Below are 14,618 nucleotides of genomic sequence, written 5' to 3'. Positions count from 1 at the left end.
TTGCGGGGCACGGTGGCGCGATCGACGTCAGGCGTCGAGCGCGCGGCAATCCTCGGCGAGCCAGCCGATCCGGATCTGCTCGCCCGGCTTCAGGCGCGGCTGGTCGGGGGCGTTGCGGGTCTTCATGATGAAGTCGTCGCGCCCGGCGACATTGAGCCGCGTCCGGAAGGTGTCACCCATGTAGATGAACTCCTGCACCGTGGCCGGCAGCGTGTGCGCGTCGGGATGCAGGCGATCAAGGTTGGATTCGACCCGTTCGGGGCGGATCGAGACGCGGGTGCGCTCGCCCACCTTCGAGACGTTGACCGGCAGCGCGTCGATCACCTCGCCACCGTCGAGCCGCACCAGGCAGGAGGTCGCGTCGATTTTCTCGACCACGCCCTCGAGCGTGTTGTTCTCTCCGATGAACTGGGCGACGAAGCTGTTCTGCGGCTTCTCGTAGAGCTCGTCAGGTGGCGCCAGCTGCTGGATCCGGCCGTCGTCGAACACGGCGACGCGGTCCGACATGGTCAGCGCCTCGGTCTGGTCATGGGTGACGTAGACCACGGTGATGCCGAGACGATGCGCCAGCTCGGTGATCTCGAACTGCAGGCTTTCGCGCAGCTGCTTGTCGAGCGCGCCGAGCGGCTCGTCCATCAGCACCAGCTCGGGTTCGAACACCAGGGCGCGCGCCAGCGCGATCCGCTGCTGCTGGCCGCCCGAAAGCTGGGTGGGACGGCGGTTCTTGAACTCGCCCATCTGCACCATGTCGAGGGCGCGGGCGATCTTCTGCTCGCGCTCGGACTTGCTCAGCTTGCGCACCTCGAGCGGGAAGGAGAGATTCTCCCCCACCGTCATGTGCGGAAACAGCGCGTAGTTCTGGAACACCATGCCGATGCCGCGCTTGTGCGGCGGGATGTTGTTGATCGACTTTCCGTCGAGCCGGATCTCGCCATGGGTGGCGGTCTCGAAGCCCGCGAGCATCATCAGGCAAGTGGTCTTGCCGGAACCGGATGGCCCCAGCATGGTCAGGAACTCCCCCTTGGGCAGAGACAGGTTGAGGTCCTTCACGACGAGCTTCTCGCCGTCATAGCTTTTCTGCACGCGTTCGAACTCTACGAACGCCTCCGAACTCGAGCCGTTGGCCAAGCCTTGCTCCCCGTTGTTGTGCCGGCGGATTGGTCCGCGCTTGTCTGGGGAAACTAAAACAAGCCGCCCTCCGCATTGCAACCGAATAGCCGAGAAGTCGATATGACGCCGGGTCACTCGCGCTGCGGCGCGGCATCAACCTCCTGCGCTGCAAGCCTCTCGCGCTTCGCAACGCGGTGCAATGCCGCAGGCAGATCAACGGAAACTTAGCGCAATCTTAAGATGTATTTTGATGAATTTTTCTCGAAATACGATTCTCACCTGTCTCATGGCGACATGCGAATGTCGCGAAACGACATGATCGGCGAGCCGGAATGCGGTGGACCCAATGAGGCCGCAAACACGAAAAAAGGGCCTGCGTTTCCGCGGCCCGGCATCCGGTTCATCAAGTCATCGAGGAGGCTGTCTGCCCGCCACTCCAGCGGGCCCTCCTGAATGGTGCGGTCGAGAAGACTCGAACTTCCACGGGTGTTACCCCACAGCGACCTCAACGCTGCGCGTCTACCAATTCCGCCACGACCGCACGTGATCAGGTAGGATGGCGGCCTCATAGCCTTGGCTCTCGGGGGAGCGCAAGAGCGAAAATCACCCCTACCCCACGTCAAGCGCGAGAAAACGCATCGCGCCACCGGCTTTGACTTTTCGCCCCGCCCACGGCACCTCATTCGCAGGGAAATCGGATCGGAGTACCGGCAATGGTGGACTGGATCGTGAGCGACGGGCTGACGCCCTATGAGAACGCCCTCGCCGCCATGGAAAGCCGGGCGCAGGCCATCGCCGCCGGCGAGGCCCCCGAGGCAATCTGGCTGCTCGAACATCCGCCGCTCTATACGGCCGGCACCTCGGCCAAGCCCGCGGACCTGGTCACGCCCGACCGCTTCCCGGTCTTCGAGACGCGGCGTGGCGGGCAATACACCTATCACGGCCCCGGCCAGCGGGTCGTCTACGTGATGCTCGACGTCGGCGCGCGCGGCCGCGACGTGCGGGCCTTCGTCAAGGCGCTGGAAGGCTGGGTCATCGACACGTTGGCGGAATTCAACGTCACGGGCGAGCTGCGCGACGGCCGGGTCGGCGTCTGGGTCCAGCGGCCGGACAAGCCGCTGACCCCCACGGGCGCCGTCGCCGAGGACAAGATCGCGGCGCTGGGCATTCGCCTGCGCAAATGGGTGAGCTTTCACGGGCTGGCAATCAACGTCGAGCCGGATCTGGAGCACTTCGGCGGCATCGTCCCCTGCGGCATCGCCGAGCACGGGGTGACCAGCCTCGTCGATCTCGGCCTTCCGGTGACGATGGCCGATCTCGACACCGCGCTGGAGCGCTGCTTCGCGGGCCGGTTCGGAGGGGAGCTTCGGCGCGCCCCGCATCTGTGAAAGGGGCAAGCTGCGCGGCTTGGTGAGCGCTTCGTGGGCCAATGGATCGCGCGCGACGATGTCGCGCGGTGGCAGCTGCGCTGAAAACCATGCGCTGGCCCCTCGCAGACAGGACCAAAAGGGCGCCACGACCCCCATACCTGCGGCACCGTGACCGTTGCCCTGCCCGGCATCTCCTTCTAGAAGGGCGCCAATTGCCTGCGCGAGTCTGCGTGCGGGCCCGTCAGGCAACCAAAACTCGGGAGAGCCACATGGCAGACGCCGCCATCCACGGCCACGGGCATGATGACAAGCGGGGGTTCTTCACCCGCTGGTTCATGTCCACCAACCACAAGGACATCGGGATCCTCTACCTCTTCGCGGCGGGCTTCGTGGGCCTGCTGTCGGTGATGCTGACACTGCACATGCGGCTTGAGCTGATGCAGCCGGGCGTGCAGTTCATGTGCACCGAGAACGTCGGCGCCAACCCGATCATGACCGTGCTGCGCTCCTGGGTGCCGACCGCATCCGAGGCCTGCACGCCCAACGGCCACATGTGGAACGTCGCGATCACCTATCATGGCGTGCTGATGATGTTCTTCGTCGTCATCCCCGCGCTGTTCGGCGGCTTCGGCAACTACTTCATGCCGCTCCAGATCGGCGCGCCGGACATGGCCTTCCCGCGCATGAATAACCTTTCCTTCTGGATGTTCATCGCCGGCGTCGCGCTGGGCGTGGCCTCGCTCTTCTCCCCCGGCGGCAACGGCCAGTCCGGTTCGGGCGTGGGCTGGGTGCTCTACCCGCCGCTCTCGACCTCCGAGCCCGGCATGTCGATGGATCTCGCGATCTTCGCGGTGCACGTCTCGGGCGCCTCGTCGATCCTCGGCGCGATCAACATCATCACCACCTTCCTCAACATGCGCGCGCCCGGCATGACGCTGCACAAGGTGCCGCTCTTCGCCTGGTCGATCTTCGTCACCGCCTGGCTGATCCTCCTCGCCCTGCCCGTTCTGGCCGGCGCGATCACCATGCTGCTGACCGACCGCAACTTCGGCACCTCGTTCTTCCAGCCCGCTGGCGGCGGCGACCCGATCCTGTACCAGCACATCCTGTGGTTCTTCGGTCACCCCGAGGTCTACATCATCATCATCCCCGCCTTCGGCATCATCAGCCACGTGATCGCGACCTTCTCCAAGAAGCCGATCTTCGGCTACCTGCCGATGGTCTACGCGATGGTGGCGATCGGCGTGCTGGGCTTTGTCGTCTGGGCGCACCACATGTACACCGTGGGCATGTCGCTGACGCAGCAGTCCTACTTCATGATGGCCACCATGGTCATCGCGGTGCCCACCGGCGTTAAGATCTTCTCTTGGATCGCGACGATGTGGGGTGGCTCGGTCGAGTTCAAGACGCCGATGCTCTGGGCCTTCGGCTTCCTGTTCCTGTTCACCGTGGGCGGCGTCACCGGCATCGTGCTGTCGCAGGCCGGCATCGACCGCGCCTATCACGACACCTACTACGTCGTGGCGCACTTCCACTACGTGATGAGCTTGGGCGCCGTGTTCGGCATCTTCGCGGGGATCTACTTCTACTTCCCCAAGATGACCGGCAAGATGCTCCCGGAGCTCGCGGGCAAGATCCACTTCTGGCTGATGTTCATCGGTGCGAACATCACCTTCTTCCCGCAGCACTTCCTGGGCCGTCAGGGCATGCCGCGCCGCTACATCGACTATCCGGAGGCCTTCGCCACCTGGAACATGGTCTCGTCGATCGGTGCCTTCATCGCCTTCGCCTCGTTCATTTTCTTCATCGTGGTGCTGTTCTACACCCTCGCCAAGGGCAAGCGGATCAACGTCGCGAACCCCTGGAACGAGTATGCCGACACGCTCGAGTGGACCCTGCCCTCGCCGCCGCCGGAACACACCTTCGAGACGCTCCCCAAGCAGAGCGACTGGGACCGCAGCCACGCCCACTGAGGCACGGCCCGCGCGACATCACTGGAGGGCCCGGCGGCAGCGCCGGGCCTTTTTCGTTCACGAGGATCTCCATGCCGCATGAATGGACCCGCCCCCCTTCCGAGACCGGCCCCGTCGAGGCGGAGCTGCAACTCTGGCCCTATCGCTCTCTCCCGAAGCGCGGTTTCGCAGGCTTTGTCGGCGGCACCGCGGCGCTGATTGCCCTGCCGCTGCTGATGGTGCTGGGCACGCCGGTGTTATGGGCACTGCTGCCCTTCCTCGCCGCCGCCGTCGCCGCGATCTGGTGGGCGCTGGCGCGCAGCTATCGCGACGGCGAGGTGATCGAACGGCTGGAGATCCGCCCCGATCGGATACGGCTGACCCGGCGCGACCGCGGTCGGCCCGAACGTGTCTGGGAGGCCGATCCCTATTGGGTCGAGTTGCGGCTGCACGAAGGGGAACGGCCGGTACCGGGCTACCTCACGCTGCGGGGGGCGGGCCGCGAAGTCGAGCTGGGCGCCTTTCTACCCGAGGACGAGCGCCGCGCGTTGGCCGAGGATCTGCAGCGTCTGCTGGCCCGGATCGGCCGGCGGTGATCCGCATTCCGACCCCGCGTCGTTACGTCGCCATGGAACTCCGGGCCCGGGATGGGCATTTTCATGACAACGGAGGATTCGACATGCCCAAGCACACCGCCCAGAAGGAAACGATCCGCAGGCTGGCCGAGGCCGGTCGTGCCCTCGCCGATGTCATCACCGGCGCGCTGCTACCGCAGCCCCGGCCTCAGCATCGACCGATCCCGATTCCCGTCAACAAGCCACGCCAGCGCTGATTTCGCGCGGCATTTCCGGGCCCAAATGACGAGGGGCGGCTTCTTTGCAGAAGCCGCCCCTTTCTTTCGCGGTCAGCCCTTCTTGTCGGGCAGGTCCTTGCGCTTGGTATGGGCGATATCCTCGAGCTCGGATTCGCTCATGTCGTCATACATTTCCTTCGACGCCCCCTTGAGGTCCTTGACCTTGGTGTCGCCGCGCTTGGCCGAGAGCGCCGCCCCGGCCGCCTTCTGCTGCGCCTTGGACTGTGCCGGCATATCGATCCTCCATAGCCAGAGTCTCGAAAACGCCCGAGGGTTGCGCCCCGTTCCCGGCCCTCAGCCGAGCCGGTCGCGCACCAATGGCCCCACCCGGCCGAAATCCATCCGGCCCGCATAGCGCGATTTGAGCGCCGCCATCACCCGGCCCATGTCGCGGATCGAGGTCGCCTCGGTCGCGGCGATCGCCTCGTCGACCGCGGCCTCGGTCTCCGACTCGCTGAGCGGGCGCGGCAGAAATTCCTCGATCACCGCCACTTCGGCGCGTTCCTTTTCGGCCAGTTCGATCCGACCGGCTTCGTCATAGGCACGTGCACTCTCCTGGCGCTGCTTGACCATCTTGGCCAGAATCGCCAGCACTACCTCGTCCGAGACCAGCCCCTCTTCGCCTTCACCCCGCGCCGCGATGTCGCGATCCTTGATGGCGGCGTTGATGAGGCGCAGCGTGGACAGCCGATCGGCTTCCTTGGCCTTCATCGCATCCTTGAGCGAGGCGTTGATCTTGTCGCGCAATGTCATCGGGTCCGTTCCGGATTGTTGCAGACACAAGCGCGCAAGCTACCCGGTTCGGCGGAGCCTGACAACAAGCCGCGCCGGATGCCGCCGCGTCTTGATTCTTTCCGCCCCTGCCCCTAGGTAGCGGCGGGTTTCAAAACAGGAGCAATGACGCCATGCCGCAAAATGTTTCCGGCAAGCCGACCGCCTGCCTCGCGCTCGCGGACGGAACCGTGTTCTACGGGCAGGGCTTCGGCGCTCCGGGCCGCGTCGTGGCCGAGCTGTGCTTCAACACCGCGATGACCGGCTACCAAGAGATCATGACCGACCCCTCCTATGCCGGGCAGGCCGTGACCTTCACCTTCCCGCATGTCGGCAATACCGGCACCACCGAAGAGGATGACGAGGCCGCCGACCCGGTCGCCTCGGCGATGATCGTCAAGTGGAACCCGACCGAGCCGTCGAACTGGCGTGCCACCGACACCCTGTCGGGCTGGCTGGCGCGGCATGGCCGGATCGGCATGGGGGGCATCGACACCCGCCGCCTGACCCGCGCGATCCGCCAGCAGGGCGCGCCGCATGTCGCGATCGAGTTCAACCCCGAGGGCAACTTCGACCTTGAGGCGCTGGTCGCCGAAGCGCGTGGCTTCAAGGGCCTGGTCGGTCTCGACCTCGCCAAGGAAGTCAGCTGCGTCCAGTCCTACCGCTGGGACGAGATGCGCTGGGCTTGGCCGGATGGCTTCAAGAAGCAGGACAACCCGCGCCACAAGGTCGTCGCCATCGATTACGGCGCCAAGCGCAACATCCTGCGCAGCCTCGCCTCCTCGGGCTGCGAGGTCACCGTGCTGCCCGCCACCGCCACCGCCGAGGAGATCCTTGCCCTGAACCCGGACGGGCTGTTCCTGTCGAACGGCCCCGGCGATCCGGCTGCGACCGGCGAATATGCGGTTCCCGCGATCAAGGCGGTGCTGGACCGGTCCGACATCCCGGTCTTCGGGATCTGCCTCGGCCACCAGATGCTGGCGCGGGCGCTTGGCGCGCAGACCGTGAAGATGAATCATGGCCATCACGGCGCCAACCACCCCGTGAAGGACCAGGAGACCGGCAAGGTCGAGATCACCTCGATGAACCACGGCTTCACCGTCGACAGCCAGACGCTGCCCGACGGGGTGATCGAGACGCATGTCTCGCTGTTCGACGGATCCAACTGCGGCATCCGCATGACCGACCGGCCGGTCTTCTCGGTGCAGTATCACCCCGAGGCCAGCCCCGGCCCGCAGGACAGCTACTATCTGTTCGAGCGCTTCGCCGAGGCGATGGAAGCGCGGCGCGGCTGACCCCTTAATGACGCGTTAACTACGCGCGGGCGAGCATCGGGGCGACATTCCCAGGAATGGCGTCCCGATGACGAAGAGTCCTGCACCGAGCCGGGCGCAGCCCGCCCGGCCGCCCCCTGATGCGGTCGCTGCGAGCGAGGCCCAAGGCCCCGATCCGCTGCGCCAGCCGCCCGATCCGCGCCTGTTGCGCCGCTTCGGCACCCTGCGCGCCTGGCGCTTGGGCGTTCTGCCTTGGCGGCGGGTCGGCGGCGCGGTGGTCGTGCTTGGCCCCCCCCCGCCCGACCCGGAGCTGCGCCGCGTGGTCGCGCTGACCGGCTGGACAGATCTTCGGTGGGCGCCCTGCCGCCCCGACCGGATACGCGCAGCCCTGCTGCCGCATGTGGCGCCCCTCCTGCTACTCATGGCCGAGGCACGGCTACCGTTCGACCTGAGCTGCCGGGCGGTCGGCCGCAGGCCTTTGGCCCTCTTGGGCGCAGGCGCATTCATCGTCGCCGGAGTTGCGGTGGCGCTCGCCCCTTCGGCCGCTATGGCGCTGCTTTGTGCCTTGGGCGCCTTGGTCCTGATCCTCAATGGCGGCCTGAAGCTCGCCGCCGCCATCGCCACGCTGCTGCGCCCTCCGATCAGGCAGGATCCTGCGATGATCACGGGCGCGCAGTTGCCAATGATCTCGCTGCTGGTTCCCTTGTTTCGTGAGTCGGCGATGATCAAGCCGTTGCTCGAACGCCTGGAGCGGCTCGATTATCCGCCCGACCGTCTCGAGTTGCGGCTGATCGTCGAGGCAGGTGATCGCCGAACCCGCGCCGCGCTCGCCCATGCCGCATTGCCAGATCGCGCCGAAGTCGTGGTGGTGCCAGAGGGCCGTGTGCGGACCAAGCCGCGTGCACTCAACTACGCGCTTTTCTTCACCACCGGCACGATCATCGGCATCTATGACGCCGAGGATGCGCCAGCGCCCGATCAGCTTCTGCGCGTCGCCGCGCGCTTCGCGGTGTGCGGGCGCGCCACGGGCTGCCTCCAAGGCATGCTCGATTTCTACAACCCACGCTGCAATTGGATTGCGCGCTGTTTCGCGCTCGAATACGCGAGCTGGTTTCGGGTCATGCTGCCCGGGCTCGAACGGCTCGGTCTGGTGGTGCCGCTGGGCGGTACGACGCTGTTCCTGCGGCGCCACGCCATCGAGGCGGTCGGCGGGTGGGATGCCCACAATGTCACCGAAGATGCCGATCTGGGCGTCCGGCTCGCCCGGCACGGCTTTCGTACCGAACTGATCGATACGGTCACGCGGGAGGAGGCCAATGCCCGCGCCTGGCCCTGGATCAAGCAACGCGCGCGCTGGCTAAAGGGTTATGCACTGAGCTGGGGCGTGGCGATGCACGATCCGGGCCGTCTCTGGCGCGAATTGGGACCTTGGCGCTTTCTCGGGGTGCAGGCGCTGTTTCTCGGCACGCTGACGCAATTCGCGCTGGCGCCGCTGCTCTGGTCGTTCTGGCTGGTGGTCTTCGGCCTGCCGCATCCCATGGCGCCTTGGCTGCGGGAGGGAATGCTATGGGGGCTGGCCCTGCTGTTTTTGCTGGCCGAATGCGTGACCTGCTCGATCGCCGCGCTGGCCGCGTGGCGGGCCGGGCAGCCCAAGCTGGCGCTCTGGGCGCCGGTGCTGCAGGTCTATTTCCCGCTTGCGACGATCGCGGTCTGGCGGGCGCTGTGGCAGGTGCTGCGCCGCCCCTTCCACTGGGACAAGACGCGGCACGGCATCTTCACCCCGGCCGGATCGCTTAGCGAGCCGCCTCCACCTTCGCCGCGTCCAGCTTCAACCGCGTGACGAAGGCATGGCTGATGTGATCGCGCAGCGCCCGGTCCGCGGCATCGCCATCCCCCGCCTCGATCGCCGCGACAATGGCAGCGTGCTCCTCGAGCGCGCCGCGCCCGCGCCCCTCGGCGGCGAGCGAGGTCGATGCCAACAGCGCCATGGAGCGGTGCACGAGGTCGAGCTGCCGCACCAGGAACCGGTTGTGGCTGGCGAGGTGGATCTGCTTGTGGAAGCGCCGGTTGGCGCGCGCGAGCGCGTCCGGATCGTTCACCAGCGCCTGATCCGCCTCAAGCATGTCGCGCAGCACCCGTACCTCCTCGGGCGCGGCGTGCCGCGCCGCGAGCCGCGCGGCCAGCCCCTCGAGTTCGCCGCGCACCACGTAGAGTTCCGCCAGCTGCGTGTGATCGAGCGACGCCACGATCAGTGAACGACCGTCGCGAGTCAGCATACCTTGGGTCTCGAGCCGCTGCAGCGCCTCGCGCACAGGGGTGCGTGACACGCCGAAGCGATCCGCCAGCTCGCTTTCGACTAACCGGTCGCCGGGCCTGTAGATGCCCTCGTCGATCGAATCGAGGATCAGCCCGTAGGCGTCCTTCTGCGCGGGTCTGGTATCCTGCATCCGCCGCCTTTCCCTGGATCGACGGAAGATAGACCCGCAGGCGGCCGCGGTTCAACCCGCGACCCGCTTGTGACGGTCCCGCCGTGCCCATAGGGTCGCGCGCATGACGCACCCCCTCACCGACATCGCCGCCGATTTCACCCATGTCCGCGCCTGGGTGTTCGATCTCGACAACACGCTCTACCCGCCCGAGGCGCGGCTGTTCGACCAGATCGAGGTCCGGATGCGCGACTGGATGGTGCGGATGTTGCGGATCGACGCAGTCGAAGCCGACCGGCTGCGGGCCGATTACTGGGCCCGGCACGGCACCACGCTGGCCGGGCTGATGGCGGAGCACGGCCTGCCGGCCGACGATTTCCTGCGCGACGTGCACGAGATCGACCTCGGCGGGCTCGCCGCCGATCCCGGCCTGGCCGCCGCGATCGCGGCCCTGCCGGGGCGACGTATCGTCTACACCAATGGCTCGAAGCCCTATGCGCTTCGGGTGCTGCAGGCGCGCGGCCTATCCGACGTGTTCGATGCGGTCTACGGGGTCGAGCATGCCGGGCTGGTGCCCAAGCCCCAACGCGCGGCCTTCGAGGCGGTCTTCGCGCTCGACGGGCTGGCGCCCGAGCAGGGCGCGATGTTCGAGGATGATCCGCGCAACCTCGCCGTGCCGCACGCGATGGGGATGCGGACGGTGCTGGTAGGGCCGCCTGCCGTCACCCGCCATGACCACGTCCATCACCATACCGGGGACCTGCGGGACTTCGTCTCGCGGCTGGTCTGACCTTTCCCCGCCCCCCGGCCCGGCCTATCTGTGAGCCATGACAGCACGCGTCGACATTCTGGTATCAGGCGGCGGCATCGCCGGTCTCTCCGCCGCGGCCGCCTTCGGCGCGGCGGGCTTCTCGGTGCTCTGCGTCGATCCCGCGCCGCCGGTGCGCGAAATGGCCGATACCGGCGCCGACCTGCGCTCCACCGCCTTCCTGCAGCCCGCCCGCGACCTGCTCGAACGCGCCGGCTTGTGGGCGGCGTTGACCCCGCATGCGACGCCGCTGCAGGTCATGCGGATCGTCGAGGCCGGGCGCGGCGCGCCGGTGATCCGCGATTTCGATGCCGCCGATCTCGGCCCCCTGCCCTTTGGCTGGAACCTACCCAACTGGCTCCTGCGCCGCGAGATGGCCGCCCGGCTGGACGAAATGGAGCGCGTTGAGTTCCGGGCCGGCTGCGGCTTCGCCGGGCTCTCGACCTGTGAGGACCGCGCCCTAGTTCGGCTGTCGGACGGCACCTCCGTGGCCGCCAAGCTGGTGGTGGCAGCGGATGGCCGCGCCTCGCCGGTGCGCGAGGCCTGCGGCATCGGCCTGCGCACACGACGCTACGGCCAGAAGGCGCTGGCCTTCGCGGTCACCCATGAGCGCCCGCACGAGAATGTCTCGACCGAGATCCACCGCTCGGGCGGCCCCTTCACGCTCGTCCCTTTGCCGGATCATGAGGGACAGCATTCCTCGGCCGTGATCTGGATGGAGCGGGGACGCGAGGTCGAGCGGCTTGCGGCCCTACCGGTGCCGGATTTCGACATCGAGGCCACGGCCCGGTCGGAACGCATTCTCGGCCGGCTGCACCTCGTGACCCCGCGCCAGAGCTGGCCGATCGTCATGCAAACCGCGCGGGCCCTGACTGCCCAGCGCGTGGCCTTGGTGGCCGAGGCCGCACACGTGATGCCCCCGATCGGCGCGCAAGGCCTCAACACCTCGCTCGCCGACATTGCCTGCCTCGTCGATCTGGCTGCGGCGCGACCCCAGGGGCTCGGCGATGCGGCGATGCTCGACGTCTATGCCAAACGGCGCGCGGGCGACATCGCACTCCGCGAACACGGCATCGACGCGCTCAATCGCCTCGCCATGGTGGGCGGGCCCGTGGCCCAAGGCCTGCGCGGCCTTGGCCTCGGCGTGCTGCACGATGTGGCGCCCCTGCGGCGGCGGCTGATGCGTCTCGGGCTCGGGGCGCGCTAGAGCGGCCCGGGCAGCCGCTCCTCCGAGAGCAGCACGTTGGCCTCGACCGGCCCGATCCCCGGCAGCGTCATGATCCGCCGCCTGAGCACCCGTTCGAAATCCTCCAGATCGCGCGCCACCACCCGCAGGCGGTAGTCGTAGAGACCCAGCACGTGCTCCACGGTCTGTACCTCGCGAATCGCGCAGACCGCGCGTTCGAAATCCTCGAGGCTGGCACGACCCCGGCTGGCCAGCTTGATGCCGAGAAATACGGTCACGCCAAACCCCAGCGCGGCCGCGTCGAGATCGAGACGACGCCCCTTGAGCGCGCCGATCTCGCGCAACCGTCGGATCCTGCGCCAGGTGGCGGGCTGCGACAGGCCCAACTCGCGGCCCAGATCGGCGGCAGGACGCGAAGCGTCGAGGCTGAGCGCGCGCAGCAGACTGCGGTCGATGGCGTCGAGATCGTTCACAGCGGCAGCTTTTCGTCTGACTTCACCACGCTGACCGTCATCAGGCTCTCGATGTCGGCGATATGCGGCAGCGCGAGGATCCGCTCGCGGTAAACCGCCCGGTAATGCTCCAGATCGCGCGCCACCAGCTGCAGCCGCACATCGACCCGCCCCAGAAAGGTCTGGATCTCGATCACCTCGGCGACCTCGCGGGCGCGGGCGAGAAATTCGTCGAAGGCGCGCGGCTGGGTCTTGTCGAGGGTCACCCGCAGGCTCACCGCCACCTCGAAACCCAGCGCCTTCCAATCGATCACCGCGCGTTGGCCGCGCAGCACGCCAGCATCCTCCAGCCGCGCGAGGCGTCGCGCGCAGCGCATCGCGGTCAGGCCAGCGCAGTCCGCCAGCTCGGATGTGGTGAGGTCAGGCGTCTCTTGAAGGAGGCGCAAAAGTCGGCGGTCGGTATCGTCCTGCATGGAAATCACGATAATAGTCATATCGGCGCATGACCAGCACCATCATAGCGCGAAAAACATGCGCTGCGTTCCTCGCATTGCCGTCACCATTGCGTATTGTGCCGACAGAACCAGACACGGCACTGCATTAGGGAGCAGATCATGCGCGTTTATTACGACCGCGATTGCGACGTGAACCTCATCAAGGACAAGAAGGTCGCGATCCTCGGCTATGGCAGCCAGGGCCATGCCCACGCGCTGAACCTGCGCGACTCGGGCGCCAAGAACCTCGTCGTGGCGCTGCGTGACGGCTCGCCCTCGCGCGCCAAGGCCGAAGGCGAAGGCCTGCAGGTCATGGGCATCGAGGAGGCCGCCGCCTGGTGTGACGTGATCATGTTCACCATGCCCGACGAATTGCAGGCCGAGACCTACCGCAAGCACGTGCATGACCATCTGAAGGAAGGCTCCGCCATCGCCTTTGCACATGGCCTGAACGTGCATTTCGGCCTGATCGAGCCGAAGCCCGGCGTCGACGTCATCATGATGGCGCCCAAGGGTCCGGGCCACACCGTGCGCGGCGAATACGTCAAGGGCGGCGGCGTGCCCTGCCTCGTCGCGGTGCACCAGGATGCGACCGGTAAGGCGATGGAAATCGGCCTGTCCTACTGCTCCGCCATCGGCGGCGGTCGTTCCGGCATCATCGAGACCAACTTCCGCCAGGAATGCGAAACCGACCTGTTCGGCGAGCAGGCCGTGCTCTGCGGCGGTCTCGTCGAGCTGATCCGCATGGGCTTCGAGACGCTGGTCGAGGCCGGCTACGAGCCCGAGATGGCCTATTTCGAGTGCCTGCACGAAGTGAAGCTGATCGTCGACCTGATCTACGAAGGCGGCATCGCGAACATGAACTACTCGATCTCGAACACCGCCGAGTACGGCGAATATGTGTCGGGCCCGCGCGTCCTGCCCTACGAAGAGACCAAGGCGCGGATGAAGGCGGTTCTGACCGACATCCAGAACGGCAAGTTCGTGCGCGACTTCATGCAGGAGAACGCGGTCGGCCAGCCCTACTTCAAGGCCACCCGCCGTCTCAACGACGAGCACCAGATCGAGCAGGTGGGCGAGAAGCTGCGCGCGATGATGCCCTGGATCTCCAAGGGCAAGATGGTCGACAAGTCGCGCAACTGATCCGCGCCTCGGCGGACCACAGCGAACACAAGGATCGGGGCGCCAATCGGCGCCCCTTTGAATTCAATGGGATAGAACCCTACCCCGTCGGTATAGTTCAGAGCTGGGGCCATGATTTTCGTCAATTGTTGCCGCAATCGCGGTCGAGAGAGTGACGAATTCATGCAAGGAGCATCTGTAATGATCAGTGGAATCGTCTCTACCGCCCAATCGGTTCTGTCGCCCAGCCCGACGAACCAGCAGCAGGCCGCGCAGACCGAGACGGCCGCCGCCGAGGAACCGGCGCCCACCGCCAACGATCCGGACGCCGCCGTCGCCAGCGCGACCAGCGCCAACACCCAGTCCAGCCTCTCCGTCGCCGGAGCCCAGGCAGTGGAAGCCGAGAACCAGGCCTCCGCGAATGATCAGGGCACGAAGAGCGCCTCTGGCAGCGGCACGACCGCCAATACCAGTGCCAGCGCCAGCGCAGGGGCCAGCAACGGAGCGGTCGCGGCAGAGGCCGAGGCGACCGTCAGCGCGGACGACATCGCCCGCTCGCGCGCCGAAGCGATTGCCGCACAGAACAAGATGAAGACGGCCTCGCTCGTGGCCTCGGTGTCGGAAGGCGGCGCCAAGGCACCGAACATCGCCCCGATCGAATCCGCGAAGGCGGCCAAGTCCGCGGCGAATTCCTATGCCGCCAACAGCTCGGCCGCGCCGACCGATACGGCCAAGGCCACGGCCGAACTGCGTGCCTGAACGAATTGGGGCCGGCTCCTTGACCGGCCCCTTCCACGCCA

16 protein-coding genes and 1 tRNA gene are annotated in these 14,618 nt (G+C 66.9%); 10 read left to right on the top strand and 7 right to left on the bottom strand.

Going from position 1 to position 14,618, the window contains the following annotated elements; all coding sequences use genetic code 11:
- Positions 1-27: 27 nt before the first annotated feature.
- Positions 28-1,128 (bottom strand): ABC transporter ATP-binding protein, encoded by a 1,101-nt coding sequence (locus tag FHS00_RS08985; RefSeq protein ID WP_183471999.1) that lies wholly within the window; start codon positions 1,126-1,128, stop codon positions 28-30.
- A gap of 436 nt (positions 1,129-1,564) precedes the next feature.
- Positions 1,565-1,651, bottom strand: a tRNA-Leu gene (locus FHS00_RS08980).
- A gap of 172 nt (positions 1,652-1,823) precedes the next feature.
- Between FHS00_RS08980 and lipB the strand changes: the two genes are divergently transcribed.
- From lipB to FHS00_RS08960, 4 genes are all read left to right on the top strand, one after another.
- Positions 1,824-2,498 carry a lipoyl(octanoyl) transferase LipB gene (gene lipB / locus FHS00_RS08975; protein WP_183471997.1) on the top strand — a complete coding sequence of 225 codons (675 nt, stop codon included), beginning with the start codon at positions 1,824-1,826 and terminating at the stop codon, positions 2,496-2,498.
- A 251-nt stretch (positions 2,499-2,749) separates the two neighbouring features.
- The gene (ctaD, locus tag FHS00_RS08970) at positions 2,750-4,453 is read left to right on the top strand and encodes a cytochrome c oxidase subunit I (protein WP_183471995.1); all 1,704 of its coding nucleotides are present in this window, start codon (positions 2,750-2,752) and stop codon (positions 4,451-4,453) included.
- A 71-nt stretch (positions 4,454-4,524) separates the two neighbouring features.
- Positions 4,525-5,028 carry a DUF2244 domain-containing protein gene (locus tag FHS00_RS08965; protein ID WP_183471993.1) on the top strand — a complete coding sequence of 168 codons (504 nt, stop codon included), beginning with the start codon at positions 4,525-4,527 and terminating at the stop codon, positions 5,026-5,028.
- Between the two features lie 83 nt (positions 5,029-5,111).
- The gene (locus FHS00_RS08960) at positions 5,112-5,264 is read left to right on the top strand and encodes a hypothetical protein (RefSeq protein ID WP_183471991.1); all 153 of its coding nucleotides are present in this window, start codon (positions 5,112-5,114) and stop codon (positions 5,262-5,264) included.
- Positions 5,265-5,336: 72 nt separating this feature from the next.
- On the opposite strand, the gene FHS00_RS08955 is transcribed toward FHS00_RS08960, so the two are convergent.
- Both FHS00_RS08955 and FHS00_RS08950 read right to left on the bottom strand, forming a co-directional pair.
- Positions 5,337-5,519, bottom strand: coding sequence for a DUF3008 family protein (locus FHS00_RS08955; protein WP_183471989.1), 183 nt, complete (start codon positions 5,517-5,519; stop codon positions 5,337-5,339).
- Positions 5,520-5,579: 60 nt separating this feature from the next.
- Positions 5,580-6,038: a GatB/YqeY domain-containing protein gene (locus FHS00_RS08950; RefSeq protein ID WP_183471987.1), complete on the bottom strand. Its 459-nt coding sequence runs from the start codon at positions 6,036-6,038 to the stop codon at positions 5,580-5,582.
- Between the two features lie 152 nt (positions 6,039-6,190).
- On the opposite strand from FHS00_RS08950, the gene carA reads away from it, so the two are divergent.
- Positions 6,191-7,351, top strand: a complete 1,161-nt coding sequence (gene carA / locus FHS00_RS08945; protein WP_183471985.1) for a glutamine-hydrolyzing carbamoyl-phosphate synthase small subunit — start codon at positions 6,191-6,193, stop codon at positions 7,349-7,351.
- A 67-nt stretch (positions 7,352-7,418) separates the two neighbouring features.
- Positions 7,419-9,170, top strand: coding sequence for a glycosyltransferase (locus FHS00_RS08940; protein WP_183471983.1), 1,752 nt, complete (start codon positions 7,419-7,421; stop codon positions 9,168-9,170).
- Here FHS00_RS08940 and FHS00_RS08935 read toward each other — a convergent pair.
- Positions 9,124-9,777 (bottom strand): GntR family transcriptional regulator, encoded by a 654-nt coding sequence (locus tag FHS00_RS08935; protein ID WP_183471981.1) that lies wholly within the window; start codon positions 9,775-9,777, stop codon positions 9,124-9,126. The genes FHS00_RS08940 and FHS00_RS08935 overlap by 47 nt on opposite strands.
- Positions 9,778-9,880: 103 nt before the next feature.
- On the opposite strand from FHS00_RS08935, the gene FHS00_RS08930 reads away from it, so the two are divergent.
- On the top strand, positions 9,881-10,546 hold the full coding sequence (locus FHS00_RS08930) for a pyrimidine 5'-nucleotidase (protein ID WP_183471979.1): 666 nt from the start codon (positions 9,881-9,883) through the stop codon (positions 10,544-10,546).
- A gap of 37 nt (positions 10,547-10,583) precedes the next feature.
- Positions 10,584-11,771 (top strand): FAD-dependent monooxygenase, encoded by a 1,188-nt coding sequence (locus FHS00_RS08925; RefSeq protein WP_183471977.1) that lies wholly within the window; start codon positions 10,584-10,586, stop codon positions 11,769-11,771.
- On the opposite strand, the gene FHS00_RS08920 is transcribed toward FHS00_RS08925, so the two are convergent.
- On the bottom strand, positions 11,768-12,223 hold the full coding sequence (locus tag FHS00_RS08920) for an Lrp/AsnC family transcriptional regulator (protein ID WP_183471975.1): 456 nt from the start codon (positions 12,221-12,223) through the stop codon (positions 11,768-11,770). The genes FHS00_RS08925 and FHS00_RS08920 overlap by 4 nt on opposite strands.
- Positions 12,220-12,675, bottom strand: a complete 456-nt coding sequence (locus FHS00_RS08915) for an Lrp/AsnC family transcriptional regulator (RefSeq protein WP_183472035.1) — start codon at positions 12,673-12,675, stop codon at positions 12,220-12,222. The genes FHS00_RS08920 and FHS00_RS08915 overlap by 4 nt, the downstream gene beginning before the upstream one ends.
- A 141-nt stretch (positions 12,676-12,816) precedes the next feature.
- Here FHS00_RS08915 and ilvC point away from each other — a divergent pair, with 141 nt between their 5' ends.
- On the top strand, positions 12,817-13,839 hold the full coding sequence (gene ilvC, locus FHS00_RS08910; RefSeq protein WP_183471973.1) for a ketol-acid reductoisomerase: 1,023 nt from the start codon (positions 12,817-12,819) through the stop codon (positions 13,837-13,839).
- 180 nt (positions 13,840-14,019) lie between these two features.
- The gene (locus FHS00_RS08905; protein WP_183471971.1) at positions 14,020-14,577 is read left to right on the top strand and encodes a hypothetical protein; all 558 of its coding nucleotides are present in this window, start codon (positions 14,020-14,022) and stop codon (positions 14,575-14,577) included.
- Positions 14,578-14,618 lie beyond the last annotated feature (41 nt).

The organism is Limimaricola variabilis, from assembly GCF_014195545.1.
GTDB lineage: Bacteria > Pseudomonadota > Alphaproteobacteria > Rhodobacterales > Rhodobacteraceae > Limimaricola > Limimaricola variabilis.
This window is presented reverse-complemented; position numbering and strand designations above follow the sequence as displayed.